This is a genomic window from Tsukamurella pseudospumae, assembly GCF_001575205.1.
Classification (GTDB): Bacteria; Actinomycetota; Actinomycetes; order Mycobacteriales; family Mycobacteriaceae; genus Tsukamurella; species Tsukamurella pseudospumae.
Map to the genome: position 1 here is coordinate 15,829 of NZ_LSRE01000050.1, position 20,849 is coordinate 36,677.

At 69.3% G+C, this 20,849-nt stretch carries 18 protein-coding genes; 8 read left to right on the forward strand and 10 right to left on the reverse strand.

All coding sequences use genetic code 11. The annotated features are described in order from the left end of the window. Positions 1–9: 9 nt before the first annotated feature. The 7 genes from AXK61_RS20905 (at position 10) to AXK61_RS20935 (ending at position 6,845) form a co-directional block, all read left to right on the forward strand. Positions 10–1,035, forward strand: a complete 1,026-nt coding sequence (locus AXK61_RS20905; RefSeq protein ID WP_175400103.1) for an MCE family protein — start codon at positions 10–12, stop codon at positions 1,033–1,035. Further along, complete coding sequence (locus tag AXK61_RS20910) at positions 1,032–2,039, forward strand: MlaD family protein (protein WP_197466893.1); 1,008 nt, start codon at positions 1,032–1,034, stop codon at positions 2,037–2,039. Before AXK61_RS20905 ends, AXK61_RS20910 begins: the two co-directional genes overlap by 4 nt. After that, positions 2,039–3,142: an MlaD family protein gene (locus tag AXK61_RS20915; RefSeq protein ID WP_068575203.1), complete on the forward strand. Its 1,104-nt coding sequence runs from the start codon at positions 2,039–2,041 to the stop codon at positions 3,140–3,142. Before AXK61_RS20910 ends, AXK61_RS20915 begins: the two co-directional genes overlap by 1 nt. A gap of 32 nt (positions 3,143–3,174) precedes the next feature. Next, entirely contained in the window at positions 3,175–4,188 is a 1,014-nt protein-coding gene (locus AXK61_RS20920) for an MlaD family protein (protein WP_175400102.1), read from the forward strand. Next, complete coding sequence (locus tag AXK61_RS20925; RefSeq protein WP_068746944.1) at positions 4,185–5,147, forward strand: MlaD family protein; 963 nt, start codon at positions 4,185–4,187, stop codon at positions 5,145–5,147. The genes AXK61_RS20920 and AXK61_RS20925 overlap by 4 nt, the downstream gene beginning before the upstream one ends. Before the next feature lie 73 nt (positions 5,148–5,220). Then, positions 5,221–6,117 (forward strand): hypothetical protein, encoded by an 897-nt coding sequence (locus tag AXK61_RS20930; protein WP_068746945.1) that lies wholly within the window; start codon positions 5,221–5,223, stop codon positions 6,115–6,117. 101 nt (positions 6,118–6,218) lie between these two features. Continuing rightward, on the forward strand, positions 6,219–6,845 hold the full coding sequence (locus AXK61_RS20935) for a hypothetical protein (RefSeq protein ID WP_156485779.1): 627 nt from the start codon (positions 6,219–6,221) through the stop codon (positions 6,843–6,845). A gap of 20 nt (positions 6,846–6,865) precedes the next feature. On the opposite strand, the gene AXK61_RS20940 is transcribed toward AXK61_RS20935, so the two are convergent. The 4 genes from AXK61_RS20940 to rpmE all read right to left on the reverse strand — a co-directional run bounded on the left by AXK61_RS20940 (position 6,866) and on the right by rpmE (position 9,772). Further along, a complete protein-coding gene (locus AXK61_RS20940) occupies positions 6,866–7,516 on the reverse strand; it encodes an L-threonylcarbamoyladenylate synthase (RefSeq protein WP_068575198.1) in 651 nt (216 codons plus the stop codon). Further along, positions 7,513–8,352, reverse strand: a complete 840-nt coding sequence (prmC, locus tag AXK61_RS20945) for a peptide chain release factor N(5)-glutamine methyltransferase (protein WP_068746947.1) — start codon at positions 8,350–8,352, stop codon at positions 7,513–7,515. The genes AXK61_RS20940 and prmC overlap by 4 nt, the downstream gene beginning before the upstream one ends. 7 nt (positions 8,353–8,359) lie before the next feature. Next, positions 8,360–9,448 carry a peptide chain release factor 1 gene (prfA, locus tag AXK61_RS20950; protein ID WP_068746948.1) on the reverse strand — a complete coding sequence of 363 codons (1,089 nt, stop codon included), beginning with the start codon at positions 9,446–9,448 and terminating at the stop codon, positions 8,360–8,362. A gap of 84 nt (positions 9,449–9,532) precedes the next feature. Next, entirely contained in the window at positions 9,533–9,772 is a 240-nt protein-coding gene (rpmE, locus tag AXK61_RS20955; RefSeq protein ID WP_068575195.1) for a 50S ribosomal protein L31, read from the reverse strand. A gap of 294 nt (positions 9,773–10,066) precedes the next feature. On the opposite strand from rpmE, the gene AXK61_RS20960 reads away from it, so the two are divergent. After that, positions 10,067–11,743 carry a serine/threonine-protein kinase gene (locus AXK61_RS20960; RefSeq protein WP_156485780.1) on the forward strand — a complete coding sequence of 559 codons (1,677 nt, stop codon included), beginning with the start codon at positions 10,067–10,069 and terminating at the stop codon, positions 11,741–11,743. 270 nt (positions 11,744–12,013) lie between these two features. Here AXK61_RS20960 and rho read toward each other — a convergent pair whose 3' ends face one another. The 6 genes from rho to argS all read right to left on the reverse strand — a co-directional run bounded on the left by rho (position 12,014) and on the right by argS (position 20,819). Further along, on the reverse strand, positions 12,014–14,020 hold the full coding sequence (rho, locus tag AXK61_RS20965) for a transcription termination factor Rho (RefSeq protein ID WP_068746950.1): 2,007 nt from the start codon (positions 14,018–14,020) through the stop codon (positions 12,014–12,016). Between the two features lie 334 nt (positions 14,021–14,354). Then, complete coding sequence (gene thrB / locus AXK61_RS20970) at positions 14,355–15,365, reverse strand: homoserine kinase (protein WP_068575192.1); 1,011 nt, start codon at positions 15,363–15,365, stop codon at positions 14,355–14,357. An 8-nt stretch (positions 15,366–15,373) separates the two neighbouring features. Continuing rightward, complete coding sequence (thrC, locus tag AXK61_RS20975) at positions 15,374–16,465, reverse strand: threonine synthase (protein ID WP_068575191.1); 1,092 nt, start codon at positions 16,463–16,465, stop codon at positions 15,374–15,376. Further along, positions 16,458–17,795: a homoserine dehydrogenase gene (locus tag AXK61_RS20980; RefSeq protein WP_068575190.1), complete on the reverse strand. Its 1,338-nt coding sequence runs from the start codon at positions 17,793–17,795 to the stop codon at positions 16,458–16,460. The genes thrC and AXK61_RS20980 overlap by 8 nt, the downstream gene beginning before the upstream one ends. Then, positions 17,795–19,255 (reverse strand): diaminopimelate decarboxylase, encoded by a 1,461-nt coding sequence (gene lysA, locus AXK61_RS20985; RefSeq protein WP_414930017.1) that lies wholly within the window; start codon positions 19,253–19,255, stop codon positions 17,795–17,797. The genes AXK61_RS20980 and lysA overlap by 1 nt, the downstream gene beginning before the upstream one ends. Beyond that, on the reverse strand, positions 19,167–20,819 hold the full coding sequence (gene argS, locus AXK61_RS20990; RefSeq protein WP_068575188.1) for an arginine--tRNA ligase: 1,653 nt from the start codon (positions 20,817–20,819) through the stop codon (positions 19,167–19,169). Before argS ends, lysA begins: the two co-directional genes overlap by 89 nt. Positions 20,820–20,849 lie beyond the last annotated feature (30 nt).

The window sequence follows — 20,849 nt, forward strand, 5'->3', positions numbered from 1 at the left end:
ATGAAAGCAATGTCCAGGACCATTGTGAAGATCGCGGTGTTCGCCGTGATCATGATCTTGATGCTGGTAATGGTGATGCAGGCGCTCACGCGCCCGCCCGGGGGCAACCTGGAGACGTATCACGCCAAGTTCAAGGACGTCTCAGGACTCAAGGTCGGCGACGACGTCCGCATGCTCGGCGTACAGGTCGGCAAAGTTACGGACATCGAGGTCGCGCAGTCGTCCGATCACCGCATCTCGAACGCGGCTGTCTCGTTCACCCTGCAGGACAATCGCAAGGTGCGCGTGGATGACACGCTCGCGATCAGGTACCAGAACCTCACGGGCTCGCGCTTTCTCGAGGTGCAACAGAACCCGAAGAGCACGGGATCGAATGTCAAGCCGGGCGCGACCATCGACGAGAAGCACACCCAGGCGTCGTTCGACATCACCACCGTGTTCGTCGGCCTGAAGCCGGTGCTGTCGACACTGAACGCCGATGACATCAACCACTTGACCCAGTCGGTGCTCGGCGTCATCCAGGGCAACGGACAGGGTCTCGGTCCGCTGCTGGGGTCGCTCGACAAACTGATGGCGGTCTCCAACGATCGGCAGAAGGTACTCACTCAGCTGATCACGAACCTGGGATCCGTGTCTCAGTCCATCGGCGGTGCTTCCCCCGGGTTGACCAAGGTGTTGCAGCAGCTCGACCTGTTCGCCCGAACCCTGGCGAGCAACGTGGATTCGCTGCGCGACTGGTCGGACAACACGTCGGGAGTCGTGAGCCGCGTCAATGCGCTGCTTGCAGCATTGGGATTGACGCAGAACGAGAACCCGCCGCTCGACGCGATCGTCGCCAACGCGATGCCGATCGCAGAGCAACTGGTCAACGCACTTGCGACGCTCCCCGGCATCGTCCAGCTCCTCAATGAGGGCACCAAGCCGCAAGCAAACGGTGCAGTTTCCCTTACTTGTTCGAACGGCCAGGCCAAGCTGCCCGGCATGATGAACCTGTTCGTCGCAGGCCAGAAGGTGACGGTATGCAATCAAAAGTGAGTTTGTTCAACCGTCCGATGCCGACGGCGGCCCAGGACCGTCGCTATCAGTTGAACTGGGGCATCGTGGGCGCCTTGATCGGCGTGATCGTCCTGACGATCTGCGGTTACCTGTTCATCTTCCAACCGGGCACCAAGGAGTACTCGGCCGACTTCACAGAAGCGCAGGCAGTGCGGACGGGCGTAGACGTCCGCGTCGCCGGCATCAGCGTCGGATCGGTGTCCGACGTCAAACTGCTCGACGACCGCGTGCGGGTGAAGTTCCGCGTCGACAACGACATCTTCCTCGGCGATGCGACCACGGTCTCGATGAAGATGCTCACGACGGTCGGCGGCTACTACATGGCGCTGACCCCGATGGGCACCACGGATCTCGGTGATAAGCCGATCCCGCCGGAGCGCGTGAACATGCCGTACAGCCTCCTCGAGACCTTCCAGCAGGCGACACCGAAGATCGACAAGATCACGTCGACCCCCATTCGACAATCGATGAGCCAACTCAACGATGCACTTGAGAGTCAGCCCGAGTCGATCCGGAACACGGTCGGTACCTTCAACCGGATGTTCGACAACATTCTGCGCCAGCAGGATCAGGCCGGCGACTTCGTGAAGGTGATGGGCGAGTACTCGACGACTGTCAATAAGAACGGTGACCTCCTGCTCTCGCTGATGCGGAACATGGCGACGTTCTTCTCGGCGGCCGAAGTGAACCTGTCCGGCTTCAAGACCTACCTCTCCGGGCTCACCGAGCTCACTTCCCGCCTAGAACCGGTGCTGAACGTGTACCTCAATAACATCGATCCGCTGGCCAGCCGGTTCGACGCCCTGGTCGCCAAGGCCAAAGACGTCGTCAAGCAGATCGAGCCGGCGATCGCCAACGCCAAGGAAATGCTTGCCGGGCTGCAGAAGACGATCGCGCCGGACGGCACGATCCAGCTCAACCAGTCCGAGAAGACCTTCCTCGCCACCAATGTCTGCATTCCGTCTCCGGGGGTGACCTGCTGATGCGTAAGTTCCTCGCTTCGCGCGGCGCCATGTCCGCGTTCGTGGTCCTCGTGGCCGTGGCGCTGGTCTTGGGCGGCGTCGCCTTCAAGGGCCTGACCGAGAAGACAACGGCGTACTGCGCCGAGCTCGACAACGCCGTGGGCCTGTACAACGGTAGCAAGGTCGCCCAGTTCGGCTATCCGGTCGGTGAGATCACCAAGATCACTCCGAACGGTGCTACGACCCGGATCGACTTCGATCTTCCGTCCGACCGCAAGTTGCCCACCAATGTGGGTCTCGTTGCGATCGCGGATTCGCTGGTCGCCCAGCGTCGCCTCGAGCTCCTTGAGACCTACAAGGGCGGCCCCACCTGGCAGCCGAGCAAGTGCATCACCAACACCAAGACCCCGCTGTCGATCACGGAGTCACTGCAGGCGGTGTCCAAGGTCGTGGACGACCTGACGACCGCGGGGGGCGACGACGAGTTCCGCAGGGCGATGGCGTCCATCCCCGCGCTGAACAAGGCCACTGCGGGCACCGGCCCGCAGATCTCGGAGCTGACCAACAAGCTCGGAGAGCTCATGCGCAACCCCGGCCCCGGCATGGGTGACGTCGCGGCCATCCTCGACGCGTTCGCGCCGGCTTCGGACGGCCTGGTGCAGAACTGGGGCGAGATGCGGGACTTCCTGACCAAGTACGCCTTCCGCATCAAGAACGTCGGCGAGCCGCTGATGGACGTCGGAATCAACGCCTTCCCGAAGCTGGTCCCGCTGGTTCAGGTGCTGGCCAAGGTGCTCGACAAGTACGGTGCCTTCATCGCTCCCCTGCTCGAGGTGACGGTGCCCGCGACGACCCTGCTCGCGGCGACCTCCAAGCAGTTCGGTGACCTGCTCAACATCCTGCCACCGCTGATCCACGCCTTCCAGGTCAGCGTCGACAAGAAGACCCTCGCCACCAAGATCACGTACCGGCCGCCGTCAGCGCTGGTGCCGTCCAACAACCCCGCCCAGACCTGCAACAACCTGAACCGGTTCGCACCGGGCCAGTGCAAGGTCGCCGACGCGGGCCACGTCAACGTGGAGCTCATCTCCACGGTCCTGCGCGCGACGGGAGCGGCCTACTGATGCGCAAGCCATTCACCACACGATCAATGAAGATGGGCGTTGCGATCGCGGCGACCGTCACGCTCGCGGGGTGCTCGACATCCCTGATCAACCCCTCGGCGATCCCCGCACCGGGGCAGCCGGGCGGCGGCTCGGGTTACATCGTGCATCTCGACTTCACGAACGTGCTGAACCTCCCGGACCGCGCGCGGGTCGTCTTCGACGGCGTCGTGTCCGGCCGGCTCGACAAAGTCACGCTCGAGGACAACAAGGCCGTCGTCGACATCAAGATCCTCGACGGCGTCAAGGTTCCCAACACGGTGACCGCGACCCTGCAGCAGGACACGATCCTCGGTGACACCTACGTGGCCCTCAAGACCTCGCCCGGCAAGCCCGGCACGCCGCTCAAGGGTGGCGATACGCTACCCACCACCCAGACCAAGCCGCCGACGCAGATCGAGGACATCCTCAGCGACCTGGCGAACTTCCTGGGCAGCGGAAGCCTGATGCAACTCCAGGACACGTTCAGCCGGATCAACAACAACCTGCCGGCCGACCCGCAGAAGCTGTCCGGCCTCGTGAAGACGGTCTCGCAGACAGTCGTCGACCTCGGCAAGCAGAGCGACAACGTCAGCCAGGCGATCACGTCGGTCGGCAATCTGGTGAACACCGTCAACTCGAACGACGATGTCCTGGTGGCCCTGTTGAAGCCCCAGGATGATTGGCTCCCGGATGCCCTCAACCTGACGACCGGTGCGATCAAGGTGCTCAGCCGCCTGTCGGACACGCTGTCGCCGCTTGTCTTCACCGCGCCGCTGCTCGACTCGGCGACTGCGGTGGTGGCGACCGTAATCAAGCCGCTGATGTTCCCCGGCTGGCCCAATATGAACGGGCGCCAGGCCAACCTGGCGAACCTCGAGGATCTGCTCAAGAACAAGATCCTGCCGTTCCTGAGCAGCGGCGCCAAGGTCAATGTCAAGGAGCTGGGCACCAACGGGAACGTGCCCACCGCCGAGGCCGCCCGGCAGGCGGTCAACAACCTCCGGATGGTGGGAGCAGTTCCGTGAAAAAGAGCACCTTCTTCAGCCTCCTGACCTTCGCAGTGGTCATGGTGCTGGGTACCGCATATCTCGCCTTCTCCGTGGTGCAGTGGCGTCCCCTGACGGACTACCGCTCGGTCACGATGAAGCTCGATGACGCCAACCAATTGCTGCCCGGCTCCTCCGTGCTGGTGCGCGGCGTCAAGATCGGCGACATCGAGTCCATCGGCCGCGCCGACGGCAAGGTCGTGGTGAAGTTCCGGTATGACAGCAAGTACAAGATCCCCGCGGACACCAAGCTTCGGATCGAGCAGCTGTCGGCCGTCGGTGAGCCCTACGTGGACTTCCGGCCGGACACTCTCTCGGGTCCGTACCTTGCCGATGGGTCGACGATCGACATCGCCAAGGTCAAGCAGCCGCTATCGCTACCGGAGACGTTCAAGTTGATCTCCCAGCTGACCACGAGCATCAACTCGACCGATCTCGGCGGCATCACCGAGACGCTCTCCGATGCGACCAGCAACACGCAGGCATCGCTGCCGAACCTGTCTCAGGCAGGCGACCTCCTGGCGGCCACGATCACGTCGCGGATGCCGAACCTCCGCCGGATGTTCGAGAACACCCAGAACTACCAATCCGACATGAGCTGGCTCCCCGGCGCGATCGACGAGTTCGGCCCGTCGACTCGGACCTTCGTCATGAAGGACATTGGTGTGCTCAAGGCACTCGACACCCTCATGAAGGGCATCGACGGCCCGAACATGCTGGCCCAGACGGTGAATCCGAACCTGTTCAAGATCGCTCCGAACACCAGCAAGCTGCTCGCGAACCTGGGCCCGATCACGGAACCGCTGGTTCCGGTGGTGCAGGCCCTGACCGACGTCCTGCCGCAGATCGACATGGCCGCGCTACTCTCGCAGGCGTTGAACACTGTCGGTTCAGACAGTGCAGCGAACCTCACGGTGGTCATCCCGCCGCGGAAGTAGCGACCGGCCCGACCGCCCGCAATGGCCGCCCCGGCGGCCGAGACGAACCACGACACGATTGGCAACGCGACAAGTGACTGATTCCAACCCGGACGACAAGAACCTCGGCGACGAGGCCGCGACGACCGAGGAGATCGTGCAGGACGCCGCTGCGGAGGCCGTGGACGCGGCCACCGCAGCGGAGGACGAGGCCGACGCGCCCACCGAGACGGTCTCCACCGCCAAGAAGGCGGACGTCGTCGGCTCGGCTGTCAAGAAGCGCCCCGCTTCCCCGGTGGATGAGGACGACGACGAGGCGGAAACCGCCCCGGTGCGCCGGAGCCGTCCCGCTCCTCGCGCCGCCGCGGCACGGCAGGGCGCAGGCCTCGCCGCCGGTGCGACGGTCATGACTGTGGTGGCCACCGTCGTGGTGATCGCGCTGCTCGCCGGCACGATCGTGTTCGGCCTGCTCTGGAACAGCAAGCGCGGCGAGCTCAACGACCTCAAGACCGCCGCGGCGGACAGGGCGCAGGCCGAGAAGGTGGCCTCGGACTACGCCGCGGGCGCGTCGACCTTCGACTTCCACGATCTCGGACCCTGGCGCACCGCCCTCACCAAGGGCGTCTCCCCGGAGCTCAAGACCAAGCTCGAGGCCACCGTCGGTGCGATGAACCAGCTGTTGCAGCCGCTGCAGTGGGTGTCCAAGGGCACCGTCCTGGACGCGGTGGTCAACTCGGAGTCCGGACCGGTCTACAAGGTCAGCGCGTACGTCAAGGTCGAGGCCACCAACGTCCAGGCGGCGAGCGGCCGAGAGGTGATCACCGTCTACAACGTGACGCTGGACAAGAGCAAGGACTGGCAGGTCACCGATGTGGGCGGCGTGGGCGGTGGTGTGCCCGCCAGTGCCGCGGCCGAGTCGGCGGACCCCACTCCGGGAACCCCGACCACGCCCGGTGCGGCACCCGCGGCGACGCCGGCACCCGGCAACTGACGGACCGACGTTCCCCGGCGAAGCGCCGAGGCCCCTCCCGGGCCTCGGCGCTTTGTCGTTGCCGGAAGGCGTCGTCGGTGAGCATGTGCGACTATCTGATCGTGAACCAGCCACAGCCCCCGCCGCCAGGCTTCGTCCCCGCCGGGTACGGGAACCCCACTCCCCCACCGCGCCGCTCCACCGCGCTCGTCGTCGGGCTGGTGGTCGCGTCGGTCCTGGCAGTCGCACTCGTGGTGTCGACGGTGACCTTCGCCGTCCTCTGGTCGGGTGCGGAGGGCCGCGCGGACACGGCGGCCGAGAAGCAGCGCGTAGCCGCCACCGAACTGGACGCCCTCAAGCAGACCGCCGCCGACGAGGCCCGCGCGCAGAAGATCGCCGCCGACTACGCCGCCGGTGCCTCGACATTCGACTACCGCGACCTGGGCCCGTGGCGCACCGCGCTCACCAAGGGCGTCTCGCCCGAGCTCAAGACGAAGCTCGAGGCCACCGCCGGCACCATGAACCAGCTGCTGCAGCCGCTGCAGTGGGTGTCCAAGGGCACGGTGCAGGACTCGATCGTGAACGCGCGGTCCGGCTCGGTCTACAAGGTCAACACCTACGTGAAGGTCTCGTCCACGAACGTCCAGGCCACGGCCGGTCGTGAGGTCATCACTACCTACACCGTCACGGTCGACTCGGCGAAGGACTGGCAGATCACCGACGTCGGCGGGATCAACCCGGGCAACTGATCCCCGTCAGCTGATCCCCGTCAGCCCAGGGATTCGACGGTGACGCCGAGGACCTCGGCGATCCGGGCCTTCGTGACCGCGCCCTCGCGCAGGACCCGCGGCTGCGGGCCGGACAGGTCGACGATGCTGGACGCGACGGCGTGCTCGGACGGGCCGCCGTCGAGGTAGACCTCGACCGAGTCGCCGAGCTGGTCCCGCGCCTCGTTCATGGTGGCCGCGGGCGGCCTGCCGGAGACGTTCGCGCTGGACACGGCCATCGGCCCGACCTCGCGGAGGAGTTCGATCGCGACGGGGTGCAGCGGCATCCGCAGCATGACGGTGCCGCGGGTGTCGCCGAGGTCCCAGGCGAGGCTGGGCGCCTGTTCGACGACGAGCGAGACGGCTCCGGGCCAGAACGCGCGGGTCAGCTCGCGCGCCTGGTCGCTGACGCGGCTCACGAGCCCGTCGATGGTGTTCCAGGAGCCGACGAGCACGCCGATGGGCATGTCGGGCCCGCGGTGCTTCGCGGCGAGCACATCGGCCACGGCGCGGCTGTCGAAGGCGTCGCAGCCGATGCCGTAGAGGGTGTCCGTCGGCATGACGACGAGGCGGCCCCCCTTCAGCGCGGCGCGGGCCGCGCTGATGCCCGCGGCGCGGGAGTCGGGATCGGTGCAGTCGTACGCGATGCTCACGCGTCCATCCTGCCAGTGACGTAGCGCGGCCTCCCCGCGAGGTCCCGGTGCTCCTCGACGTCGGAGAAGCCCGCCCGGCGCAGCAGCTCCGCGGTTCCGGCGCCGTTGGTGTCGTCGTGCTCGATCCCGACCTCTCCCCCGCCCGCCAGCAGACGGGCGGCGAGCGGTGTGAGATCGCGAATGAGGTCGAGGCCGTCGGGACCGGAGAACAGCGCGAGAGCGGGGTCGGCCGCGGCCTCCACGTCGAGCGGCGCGCCGTCGGGAACGTAGGGCGGGTTGCTCACGACCAGATTCACGGTGCCGAGAAGCTCGGTCAGGCGCGCCGGAAGTCCCGGGTCGCGGACGTCGGAGGCGAGCACCGTCGCGCCCGTTCCCGCGGCGTTGCGCCGGAGGTAGGCCAGGGCGGCGGGGTCGCGTTCGACGAGCACGACGCGGGAGTCGGGCACCGTCGCCGCGAGGTACAGCCCCAGGGCGCCGGACCCGGCGCAGAGGTCGACGATGCCGGCTCCGCGGCGCGCCTGCCGCGCCGCCCGGACGGCCAGCAGTTCGGTCTCGGGGCGCGGGACGAAGACTCCGGGCCCCACGGCCAGCGTGAGCGGACCGAAGTACGCGCGGCCCAGGATGTGCTGGAGCGGCTCCCGCGCCGCCCTGCGGGCGATGAGGGCCTCGTACGCGGCCTCCTGCGCGGCGGTCGCGTCGTCGGCCACCGGGATGCGGCCCCGGTCGATGCCGAGGGCCTCGGCGAGCAGGATCTCCGCGTCGACCCGGGCGGACGGTACGCCGGCCTCCGCGAGGCGAGCCGTCGCGACCGCGGCGAGTCGGGTGGGCCTGCTCACGGGGGACCTACTCGGCCTCGAGGCGGGCCTGCCGGTCGGCGACCTGCAGGGCGTCGAGCAGCCCGTCGAGTTCGCCGTCGAGGACCTGGTCGAGGTTGTGCGACTTGTAGCCGATGCGGTGGTCCGCGATCCGGTTCTCCGGGAAGTTGTAGGTCCGGATCCGCTCGGACCGGTCGACGGTGCGGATCTGTGCGGCCCGGGAGTCGGACGCGGCGGCCTCGGCCTCCTCCTCCTTGAGTGCCTGCAGGCGCGCGGCGAGCACCTGCATGGCGCGGGCCTTGTTCTGGAGCTGCGAGCGCTCGTTCTGGCAGGTCACGACGATGTTCGTGGGCAGGTGGGTGATGCGCACGGCCGAGTCGGTGGTGTTGACGCCCTGGCCGCCCTTGCCGGAGGACCGGTAGACGTCGATGCGCAGGTCGCCCTCGTCGATCTGCACCTCCTCGACCTCGTCGGGCTCGGGGTAGACGAGCACCCCGGCGGCCGAGGTGTGGATGCGGCCCTGGCTCTCGGTGGCGGGGACGCGCTGCACGCGGTGCACGCCGCCCTCGAACTTCATCCGGGCCCAGACGCCGTCGATCGAGCCGTCGGCGCCGGGACCTCTCGATTTGATCGCGAAGGTGGCGTCCTTGAAGCCGCCGAGGTCGGAGTAGGTGGCGCCGAGGGTCTCGACCTTCCAGCCGCGACGCTCGGCGTAGCGGAGGTACATGCGGGCCAGGTCGCCGGCGAACAGGGCCGACTCCTCGCCGCCCTCGCCGGACTTGACCTCGAGCACCACGTCGTCGGAGTCGTGCGGGTCGCGCGGGGCGAGCAGGTCGGTGAGCTGCTGCTCGAGGACGTCGATCTGCTCGGTCAGCGCGGTGACCTCGTCGGCGAAGGACGCGTCGTCGGCGGCCAGCTCCTGCGCGGCGACGCGGTCCTCGCGGGCCGCCTCCAGCTTGCGGTGGGTGGCCATGATCGGCGCGAGCTCCGCGAACCGCTTGCCCACCCTGCGCGCCGCCCCGGCGTCGTTGTGCAGCGCCGGGTCGGACATCTGCTGCTCGAGACCGGAGTACTCGGCGAGGATGTCGTCGATGGCGGAGGGGGACGAGGCGCTCATGAGTGGACTTTCCGTGAGGGGTGAACGGGCCGTGAAACGCGCCGACGCCCGGCCTGCGGGGCAGGACGGGCGTCGGTGGGGCGACTACTCGGAGGCGGCAGCCTCGGTGGCCTTGCCCGCGCGCTTGCCGTAGCGCTTCTCGAACCGGGCGACGCGGCCGCCGGTGTCGAGGATCTTCTGCTTGCCCGTGTAGAACGGGTGGCACTGCGAGCAGACCTCGACGTTGATCCGGCCGTCGGCCTTGGTGCTGTGCGTCTCGAACGTGTTGCCGCAACCGCAGACGACGGTGGTGGCCACGTACTCGGGGTGAATACCCTGCTTCATGTTTGCCGTTCCTTCTCAGTTCAGTGGTCGCCGGGTCGACCCTGGCTGCGCCAGGACCGTGAACCGGAACCCATACCGACGTTCCAGTATGCCAGAACGCCCTGGCCGTCGAGAAATTCCCGGACGGATCCGGGAGGCCGGTCAGCGGCCGGCGCCCGCGCGGCGCGACTCGACGGTCCCTCTTTGGTGGTTGACTGGCACGCCGCAAGTCGGCCGGTGTTAGCTTCCAGCAGGAATCCACGCCGGTGCCGAGAACGTAGCGGACCGGACAGTCACGGAGCGGGAGTACAAGACGTGAGCGAGTCAGGTAGTGGATCGGCGGGCACCGAGCCCCCCGGGACAGTGATCGGCGGGTACGTCGTCGAGCGCCTACTGGGCGCGGGCGGAATGGGCGCGGTGTACGCGGCCCGGCACCCGCGGCTGCCGCGCGTGGACGCCCTCAAGGTGCTGCCCGCCGCCTTCTCCGACGATCCGGTCTACCGCGCGCGCTTCGAGCGCGAGGCCGACATGGCCGCCGGTCTCGACCATCCGAACATCGTGCCCGTCTACGACCGCGGCAACGACGAGGGCCGGCTGTGGATGTCGATGAAGCTGGTTCCCGGGCAGGACGCGTCGGGGCTCCTCGCGAGCAATCCGCGCGGCCTCCCCGTCGACCAGGTCCTCACGATCGTCGACGGGGTCGCGGCGGCGCTGGACTACGCGCACGACGCCGGGCTGCTGCACCGGGACGTCAAGCCGGGCAACATCATGATCGACACGACCGGCGCGACGCCGCGGATCATGCTGGGCGACTTCGGCATCGCGCGGCAGCAGCAGGAGCACAGCGACCTGACACAGGTGGGGATGGTCGTCGGCACCCTCGACTACGCCTCCCCCGAGCAGCTCGCCGGCGATCCGGTGGACGGCCGCAGCGACGAGTACAGCCTGGCCGGGACGACGGTGCAGCTGCTCACGGGCGCCAAGCCCTACGGCGTCAGCAGCGGCACCGCCGTGATCCGCGACCACCTCATGGCGCCGCCGCCCGTGCCCTCGCGGCTGCGACCGGACCTGCCGCACGCCATCGATGCCGTGATCGCCCGCGCGATGGCGAAGCAGCCGCAGCAACGGTTCGCCACGTGCCGCGAGTTCGCGCACGCGCTGCGCGCCGCCGCATCCGGCACCTACGCGCAGGGGCAGGCACCGTCGAACCCGCACCGGGTGCCGACGCCCCCGCCGGGCCCCGCGCTCCGTCCCCCGACGCCCCCGCAGACGGCCCAGCTCTTCCAGGGCGCACCGTCGCAGCCCTTCCAGCGGCCGTCCGGCCCGATCCCCGGCGCGCAGGGCACCTGGCAGGGAGCGCCCGTCGGGCCGGCCGCGCAGGGGCGGCAGCAGGCCGGTTCCGGTCCCAAGCGCGGCGTCCTCATCGGTGCGGTGGCGGCGGTCGCGGTCGTGGCGGTGGCCGGGATCTCGGTGCTGGCGCTGCGCCTCTCGGGGTCCGACGACTCCGCGGTGGCAGCGCCGACGAGCAGTTCGAGCAGCGCCGCCCCGGTCTCGACCACGACGCCCGTGCCCGTGAACAACACCTCCACGCTCCGCAACGGCTACATCGATCCGTGCCGCCTGCCCGCGGCCACGATCTCGACGCTGGGCATCAGCGCGCTCGTCGACGATCCCGGTCAGCGCTCCGCCACCGGCGTGAAGTTCGCGTGCAAGGGCTCGGACTCGAAGGCGAGCAACGCCGACGTGCGGTTCGCGACCTTCACCGACTCGAACGCGTGGGAGTCCGGCACGCCGGTCACGGTGCCCGGCACCACCAAGTGGCGCACGTTCACCGTGCCGAGCATCAACACGAGCACGCCCGACTACTGCGTGACCGCCTACAAGTCCCTGACCAACGGCGTGCTGTACGTGGGCCTGCAGAAGGTCGGCAACCGGGACTGCAGCCGCGGTACGGAGATCGCCACCGCGATCACGCCCTACCTGCCCCAATAGGATGCCCGGGCACCGTCGGCCCGCCCGACGGTGCCGCCGCTCCCGCAGTGCGGCGGCGCTCGCGCGGGTGTTGCCGGCTCCACAGTGGGTTTCCGACGCGTCGTCTCCGTTCCCGCGGGTGTTTCTCGCCGATCATCGGGTTGCAACCCGGGTGTTTGTGAGAACTCCCCGCGGGAAGGTGCATCGGTGGCCGTGCCGGCTCCCCTGAACGCACGACGGCGCCCCACTCCAGCGGAGTGGGGCGCCGTTCGCGTCCTGACGGGCGGGCGATCAGTCGTTGTCGGCGAAGCCGCTGTTCTTCTGCACCGTCATGAGGAACTCGATGTTGTTCTGCGTCTTCTTGAGCTGGCTGATCAACAGGTCGATGGCCTGCTGGCCGTCGAGCGCGGCGAGCAGCCGGCGCAGCTTGTTGACCACGGCCGCCTCGTCGGGGGCCATGATGAGCTCGTCCTTACGGGTGTTCGACGCCGCGACGTCGACGGCCGGGAAGACGCGCCGCTCCGAGATCTTGCGATCGAGCTTGAGCTCGGCGTTGCCGGTGCCCTTGAACTCCTCGAAGATCACGGTGTCGCCGGTGGAACCGGTCTCGACCAGCGCGGTGGCGATGATCGTCAGCGAGCCGCCGTTCTCGATGTTGCGCGCCGCGCCGAGGAACCGCTTCGGCGGGTACAGGGCCGTCGAATCGATACCGCCCGAGAGGATGCGGCCCGACGCGGGGCTCGAGTTGTTGTAGGCGCGACCGAGGCGGGTGATCGAGTCGAGCAGCACGACCACGTCCTTGCCGCCCTCGACGAGGCGCTTGGCGCGCTCGATGGCGAGCTCGGCGACCGAGGTGTGGTCTGACGGGGGCCGGTCGAAGGTGGAGCTGATGACCTCGCCGCGCACGCTGCGCTGCATGTCGGTGACCTCTTCGGGACGCTCGTCCACCAGCACGACCATGAGGTAGCACTCGGGGTTGTTGGTGGCGATCGCGTTCGCGATGTCCTGCAGCACCGTGGTCTTACCGGCCTTCGGCGGGGCTGAGATCAGCGCGCGCTGGCCCTTGCCGATGGGCATGATCAGATCGATGACGCGGGTGGTGAGGATGTTCTGCGCGGTCTCGAGGCGCAACCGCTGGTTCGGGTAGAGCGGCGTGAGCTTGTTGAACTCGGGCCGGTTCTTCGCCGAATCGACGTCCTGACCGTTGACGCTGTCCAGGCGCACCAGCGGGTTGAACTTCTGCCGGTTGTTCTGGTTACCGCGGCCACCGCCGCCGCCACCCTGGTTGCCGCCGCCGTCGTTGTTGTTGCTCTCGCCCTCGCGGGGCATCTTCACGGCGCCGGTGATCGCATCGCCGCGGCGCAGGCCGTTGCGGCGGATCATGTTCATCGACACGTAGACGTCGTTCGGCCCGGCGATGTAGCCGGACGTGCGCACGAAGGCGTAGTTGTCGAGCACGTCCAGGATGCCGGCCACGGGCTGCAGGACGTCGTCCTCGCTGACCTGCGGCTCACCGTCGTTCTGGCCCCGGTCACGACCGCGGCGACGCTCGCGGAAGCGGCGCCCACGGCGCCCGGTCCCGTCGCCGTCGTCCTCCGGGCCGTTGTTCTGGTTCCGGTTGCCCTGGTTGTTGCCCTGGCCACCCTGGTTGTTGCCCTGGTTCCGCTGGCGGTTCTCGCCCTGCTGCCGGTCGCCCTGCTGGCGGTCCTGGCGGTTCTCGCCCTGCTGACGGTCACCCTGCTGGCGGTTCTCGCCGTCCTGGTTCTGGTTGCGGCGCTGGTTGCGCTCGCGGCGCTGGCCGCCCTCGCGCTGCTGGCCCTGCTCCCCGTCGTTCTTCGGGGCATCGCCCTGGGGCGCGTCCTTCTTCGGGGCGTCCGACGGTGCCCGGTCCGCCTGGGGCGCCTCCGCCTTGTCGGCGTCCGCCTTGGGGGCGTCGTTCTTCGGCGTCTCGGCCTTCGGGGTGTCGTTCTTCGGCGTCTCGGCCTTGGGCGCGTCGGCCTTCGGGGCGTCGGTCTTGGGAGCGTCGGCCTTCGGGGCGTCGGCCTTCGACGCGGCCTTGGTGGTCTTCGCCGCGGACTTGGCCGGTGCGGCCCCGCCGCCCTGCTGGGCCGTGATGGCGGCGATCAGATCTCCCTTGCGCAGGCCGGAGATGCCCTTGATCCCCAGCTCGCTCGCGATGCCGCGGAGCTCGGCCAGCACCATGCCGTTCAGGCCGGAGCGGCGCCGCTCGTCGGCGCGCGCGGAGCTGACCGTGGCGGTGCCCGCCTCCGGGCTGGTGGTCACGTCCGTTTCAGTCACGGAGTTCCTTTCACTTCCCCGCCCGCGCTGTGCGTCGGAGGGGGCCTACCGTGCTTCGCCGGGCCCACCTGCGTTGGTACACAGGCGTTTTCCGCGGGGCGACGCACGTCATCTGAAGGTGCTTGTCTGCGCTTCGGCTGCCGGAACCGCGATGTGGGGCGGGGATGGTGTCTCTCGGCCTGGAGCGGGTACCGGCGCGCCAACACGTCCGGGACTGGTCGTCAGACATGAGGTGGCAAGGTGCCGAAACAGCGTCCGCGCATTCGTCGGACACGTCTGCCATGATAGCCGCCCTGTCAACGCCCGGCAATCACTGGTTCCCGGCGAGTCCCGGTCAGGACCTGGACACCCCGTCGGCGATCGCGAGTTCGTGGACGGTGAAGCCCGCCTCCGTCGCTGCGTCCGACAGCCTCGTGGGCAGGACCTGCGGGGTCAGCGCGAGCACCGTCGGGCCCGCTCCGGAGACGGCCGCGGCGACGCCGGCGGCGCGCAGCCGCTCGACGAGTCCCGCCGACTCCTTCATCGACGCCGCGCGGTACCGCTGGTGCAGCCGGTCGTCGGAGGCGTCGAGCAGCAGGTCGGGGTGCTCGGTCAGCGCGAGCACCATGAGCGCGGCGCGGGAGGCGTTGAACGCGGCGTCGGCGTGCGGCACCAGCCGCGGCAGGAGACCCCGGGTGACCGAGGTCGAGGACTGCACGTCCGGCACGAACACGTACGCCCGGATGTCGGGGTGCACGTCCATCCGTCGGGCCCCGTAGTGCACGGGGGCCGACGGTGCCGCACTCGCCGCGGCGTGATCGCGGTAGCCGGCCACGTCGGGCACCGGGATCGCCGGCACCGTCCAGGAGACGACGCCGCCGCCGAGGACGCAGGCGGAGGCGTTGTCGGGGTGCCCTTCGAACTCGGAGGCGAGCTGCACCATCTCGTCGGTGGTGAGGGCGCGGGGCGCGTCGGCGTCGGTCGCCAGCGCCGCGGCGGCCGCGATCCCGGCGACGGCGGCGGCGGCCGAAGAGCCCAGTCCGCGCGAATGCGGAATCCGGTTCACGCAGGTCAGGCGCAGCCCCGCGGCGGAGACACCGAGGTATCCCAGGGTGCGGCGGAGCGCGACCACCACGAGGTGACGGTCGTCGGTGGGCACCTCATCGGCGCCCTCCCCCGTGATCGTGATCGTCAGGTCGCCGTCGACCTCGGGGTCGACGGTCTCGACGGTGACGTCGTCGTAGAGCCCCAGCGCCAGGCCGAGGGTGTCGAACCCCGGGCCGAGGTTGGCACTGGACGCGGGGACCGTCACGGTGGCCTTGAGGCCGACCGGGAGCACGAGCGGGGCGTTCGAAGCGGGTGACACGGCCGCGCTTACTCCGTCAGACCCATGGCGGCGGCCACGGCGACGGGGTCGATGCCCACGCGGGCGATCTCGGGCAGGCTGCTCAGCGCGGTGTCGGGGTCCTTGAGGCCGTTGCCCGTCACGGTGCAGACCACGGTCGAGCCCTTCTCGATCCAGCCGTCCGCGCTGGCGGCGAGCAGGCCCGCCACGGATGCGGCGGACGCGGGCTCGACGAAGACGCCCTCCGTCTTGGCGACCAGACGGTACGCCTCGAGCAGCTTCTCGTCGGTGGCGGCGCGGAACTCGCCGTTCGACTCGTCCTTGGCGGCGACGGCCTGGTTCCAGGACGCCGGGCTGCCGATGCGGATCGCGGTCGCGATGGTCTCGGGATCCTTGACCGGGGCCCCGTTGACCAGCGGCGCGGCGCCCGCGGCCTGCACGCCGAGCATGCGCGGCAGGCTGCCGATGATGCCGTCGGCGTGGTATTCGCGGTAGCCGCGCCAGTACGCGGTGATGTTGCCGGCGTTGCCCACGGGCAGCGCGTGCACGTCGGGGGCCTTGCCGAGCGCGTCGACGATCTCGAAGGCTGCGGTCTTCTGCCCCTCGATGCGCACCGGGTTGACCGAATTCACCAGGGAGATGGTGTCGAACGTGGCGGTGGTCTTGCGCGCCAGCTCGAGGCAGTCGTCGAAGTTGCCGTCGACCTCGATGATCCGCGCGCCGTACATGACGGCCTGGGCGAGCTTGCCCATCGCGATCTTCCCCGCGGGCACGAGGACGGCGCATTCGAGGCCGGCGATCGCGGCGTACGCGGCGGCCGACGCCGAGGTGTTGCCGGTGGACGCGCACAGCACGCCCTTCTTGCCGGTGGCCTTCGCCTCGGTCACGGCCATCGTCATGCCGCGGTCCTTGAACGAGCCGGTGGGGTTCAGGCCCTCCACCTTGAGGTACACCTCGCAGCCGGTGAGCTCCGAGAGCGCCCGCGCGGGCAGCAGCGGGGTCGCTCCCTCGCGCAGGGTGACGGGCTCCCAGCCCGGCTCCCACGTGTCGCACACGGGCAGACGGTTCCGGTACGCCTGGATCAGGCCGGGCCAGGGCTGGTGCACGGGGGTGCTAGTCATTGGTTCCCTCCACACGGAGCACGGAGGACACGGCGGTCACCACGTCCAGGTTCTTCAGGGCTTCGACGGTGGCCGACAGGGCCGCGTCCGGCGCCTGGTGCGTGAGGATCACCAGACGCGCGCCGCGCTCGGGGGTGTCGGCCTGCTGACGGACGGTGCTGATGGACACGTCCCGCGCAGTGAACTCGTTGGCGACCGCGCTGAGCACACCCGGCCGGTCCGCGACCTCCATCGCCACGTAGTAGCGGGTGAGCACCTCGCCGATCGGCGCGATGGGCAGCTTGGCGTAGGCCGAGTCGCGCGGTCCGCGGCCGGAGACGACCTTGTTGCGGGCAGCGGCGACGAGGTCGCCCATCACCGCGGAGGCGGTCGGGGCGCCGCCCGCTCCGGCGCCGTAGAACATCAGGCGGCCCGCGTTCTCGGCCTCCACGAAGACGGCGTTGTAGGCCCCGTCGACGCTCGCGAGCGGATGCTTGAGGGGCACCAGGGCCGGGTACACGCGGGCCGAGACCCGCTGGGAGCCCTTCTTGTCGGTGAACTTCTCGCAGATCGCGAGCAGCTTGATGGTGCAGTCGAAGGCCTTCGCCGCCTCGATGTCGGCCGCGGTGACGCCCGTGATGCCCTCGCGGTACACGTCGTCGGCCTTGACGCGGGTGTGGAACGCGATGGAGGCGAGGATCGCGGCCTTGGACGCGGCGTCGTAGCCCTCGACGTCGGCGGTCGGGTCGGCCTCGGCGTAGCCCAGGCGGCCGGCCTCGGCGAGCACCGTCTCGTACGCCTCGCCCTTCTCCGCCATGTTGGAGAGGATGAAGTTGGTGGTGCCGTTGACGATTCCGGCCACGAGCTCCACCGAGTCACCGGCCAGGGACTGCTGCAGCGGGCGGATCACCGGGATCGCGCCGGCCACCGCGGCTTCGAAGTAGAGGTCGGCGCGGGCCTTGTTGGCGGCGTCGGCGAGCTGGCCGGTGTACTCCGCGAGCAGCGCCTTGTTGGCGGTGACCACGGACTTGCCGGCCTTGAACGCGCTGAGCATCAGCGTGCGGGTGGGCTCGATGCCGCCCATCACCTCGACCACGATGTCGACGTCGTCACGGCCGACGAGGGCCTCCGCGTCGTCGGTGAGCAGGCTCTTCTTCAGGCCGAGTTCCTTGAGGCCGCGGTCCTTGCCGGTGTCGCGCACCGCGATCCCGCGGATCACGAGGTTCGCGCCGACGCGTGCCGCGAGATCGTCCGCGTTCTCCACGAGGATGCGCGCCACCTCGGTGCCCACCGTGCCCATGCCGAGCAGGGCGACGCCCAGTTCCTTGGCCTGATCAGTGTTTTCAGTCATCAGAGCACCTCCAGGCTCACCAGGTCGTCCACGGTCTCCCGGCGCAGGATCAACCGCGCCGCGCCGTCTTTCACCGCCACGACAGCCGGTCGCGGCTGCATGTTGTAGCGGCTGGACATCGAATAGCAGTACGCCCCCGTGGCGGCGACGGCCATGAGGTCGCCCTCCGCCAGATCGCCGGGAGTGAGCGTGTCGCGGACCACGATGTCGCCGGTCTCGCAGTGCTTGCCGACGATCCGCGACCGCACGGGCTCACCCTGCGGATCCCGGCTCGCGACCACGGCGGTGTACTCCGCGCCGTACAGGGCGGTGCGGATGTTGTCGGACATGCCGCCGTCGACGGAGACGTAGCGGCGGAAGCCCTGCGCCGCCACGTCCTCGGCATCCACCGCGACGTCCTTGATCGTGCCGACCTCGTAGAGCGTGATGCCGGGAGGCCCGGCGATCGCACGGCCGGGCTCGACCGCGATGTGCGGGGTCTTCAGTCCCAGCGCGACCGACTCGGTCTCGACGATGTGTCGTAGCTTGGCCGCGAGGTCCGCCAGCGGCGGCGGGTCGTCGTGCGCGGTGTACGAGATGCCCAGGCCGCCACCGAGGTCGATGGTGCTCAGCTGCGCGGTCTTCTCCGCGCCGAAGCGGGCGACCACGTCGCGCAGCAGCTCGAGCACGCGGCGCGCGGCGATCTCGAAGCCGTTGACGTCGAAGATCTGCGAGCCGATGTGGCTGTGCAGGCCCACGAGGCGCAGGTTCGGCGCCTCGAACACGGCCGTGACGGCCTGCATCGCAGGCGAGTCCGCTCCGCTGGTCGCGGCCAGCGAGAAGCCGAACTTCTGGTCCTCGTGCGCGGTGGAGATGAACTCGTGCGTGTGCGCCTCGACACCGGGGGTGAGCCGGATCAGCACCTCCTGCACGACCTTCCGCTCCCCCGCGATCGCATCGAGGCGCGCGATCTCGGACAGCGAGTCGATGACGACGTGGCCGATACGGGACTCCACCGCGATGCCCAGCTCGGCGGCGGACTTGTTGTTGCCGTGCAGCGCGATCCGCTCTGCGGGGAAGCCCGCGCGCAGGGCCACTGCCAGCTCGCCGCCGCTGCACACGTCCAGGTTCAGGCCCTCATCGCGCACCCAGCGCGCGATCTCGAGGGACAGGAACGCCTTCGACGCGTAGTGCACCGCGGCGTCCTCGCCGAAGGCCTCCCGCATACCGCGGCACCGCGCCCGGAAGTCGTCCTCGTCGATCACCAGCAGCGGCGTTCCGAAGTCGGCGGCGAGCTCGGTGGCGGACACGCCGGCGACGGAGACGGCACCGTCGGCCTCCCTCCGGGCGTGCGCGGGCCAGACGGCCCGATCCAGTTCGCTCACGACGTCCTCACATCCGGTCCGGGGCCGAGACGCCCACGAGGGCCAGGCCGTTGGCGAGCACCTGGCGGGTGGCGGCGCACAGCGCCACGCGGGCACGATGCAGATCGGTCGGCTGCTCGTCGCCCATCGGTAGCACGCGGCACTCGCCGTAGAACCGGTGGTAGGCCCCCGCCAGTTCCTCGAGGTAGCGAGCGATGCGGTGCGGCTCACGGAGATTCGCGGCGCCTGCGGCCACGGCGGGGAACTCCCCGAGGGTGCGCACGAGGTCGCCCTCGCGCGCGTGGTCGAGGAGTCCGAGGTGCTCCGTCGAGGGCTCGATGCCGAGCTCCTGGGCCGACCGCGCGATCGCCGAGAGGCGGGCGTGGGCGTACTGCACGTAGTAGACCGGATTCTCGTTGCTCGCCTGCGCGAGGAGGTCGAGGTCGAGATCGATGGAGGTGTCCACCGAGCTGCGCACCAGCGAGTAGCGCGCGGCGTCGACGCCCACGGCCTCGACGAGGTCGTCCAGGGTGATGACGGTGCCGGCCCGCTTGCTCATCCGGACGGGCTTGCCGTCCTTGACGAGGTTGACCAGCTGCCCGATGAGGACCTCGATCTGCGCCGGGTCGTAGCCCAGCGCCGCGGCGGCCGCCTTGAGTCGACCGATGTAGCCGTGGTGGTCGGCGCCCAGCATGTAGATCGCGAGGTTGAAACCGCGATCGAACTTGTGCTTGATGTAGGCGATGTCGCCCGCGATGTAGGCGGCGTTGCCGTCGGACTTGATGACGACGCGATCCTTGTCGTCGCCGTAGTCGGTGGCCTTGAGCCACCAGGCGCCGTCCTTCTCGTACAGGTTGCCGTTGTCCTTGAGCTGCTGGACGCTGCTCTCCACCAGGCCCGAGGTGAACATCTCGTCCTCATGGGTGAACACGGCGAAGTCGGTGCCGAACTCGTGCAGGGTCCGCTTGATGTGCTCGAACATGAGCTCGACACCGTCGGCCCGGAAGGCCTCGACCCGGTCGGCCTCCGGGAGCTCGAGGATGCCCTCGTGGCCCTTGACGACGGTGGCCGCGATGTCGTCGATGTAGTCGCCGGCGTAGCCGTCCTCGGGGGTGGGCTGGCCCAGGGCGGCGGCGTCCAGCGAGCGCGCGAACCGGTCGATCTGCGCGCCGTGGTCGTTGAAGTAGTACTCGCGGGTGACCTCGGCGCCCTGATTCTCGAGGACGCGACCGAGGCTGTCGCCGACCGCGGCCCAGCGCGCGCCGCCCAGGTGGACGGGCCCCGTCGGGTTGGCGGAGACGAACTCGAGGTTGATCAGCGCACCGTCGAGCGCGGTCCCGTGCCCGAACACACCGGCCTGCTCGAGGACGGTCGCGATCAGCTGGTTCTGCGCGTCCGCGGCGAGGCGGATGTTGAGGAAGCCGGGTCCGGCGACGGTGGCCTCGTCGACGCCGTCGGCGGCACCGAGCGCCTCGGCGAGCCAGGTCGCGAGGTCGCGCGGGTTCACGCCCGCCTTCTTGGCGACCTGCATCGCGAGGTTGGTCGCGTAGTCGCCGTGCTCGGGGTTGCGCGGCCGCTCGACGAGAACGCGTTCGGGCAGCACGGAGGCGTCGAGGCCGCGCTCGGTGAGCACGGTCGTCGCGGTGGCATGCAGGAGTTCCGAAAGGTCAGCGGGAGTCACCAGACCATCCTAGGGGGCGCCTGACCGCCC

What these genes read in the sequence shown, in the direction of transcription:
- AXK61_RS20905 (WP_175400103.1), top strand. Translation starts at nt 10, where the DNA reads ATGTCCAGGACCATTGTGAAGATCGCGGTGTTCGCCGTGATCATGATC.
- AXK61_RS20915 (WP_068575203.1), top strand. Translation starts at nt 2,039, where the DNA reads ATGCGTAAGTTCCTCGCTTCGCGCGGCGCCATGTCCGCGTTCGTGGTC.
- AXK61_RS20920 (WP_175400102.1), top strand. Translation starts at nt 3,175, where the DNA reads ATGGGCGTTGCGATCGCGGCGACCGTCACGCTCGCGGGGTGCTCGACA.
- prfA (WP_068746948.1), bottom strand. Translation starts at nt 9,448, where the DNA reads ATGAGCGCCTCGTCCCCCTCCGCCATCGACGACATCCTCGCCGAGTAC.
- rpmE (WP_068575195.1), bottom strand. Translation starts at nt 9,772, where the DNA reads ATGAAGCAGGGTATTCACCCCGAGTACGTGGCCACCACCGTCGTCTGC.
- thrC (WP_068575191.1), bottom strand. Translation starts at nt 16,465, where the DNA reads ATGACTAGCACCCCCGTGCACCAGCCCTGGCCCGGCCTGATCCAGGCG.
- AXK61_RS20980 (WP_068575190.1), bottom strand. Translation starts at nt 17,795, where the DNA reads ATGACTGAAAACACTGATCAGGCCAAGGAACTGGGCGTCGCCCTGCTC.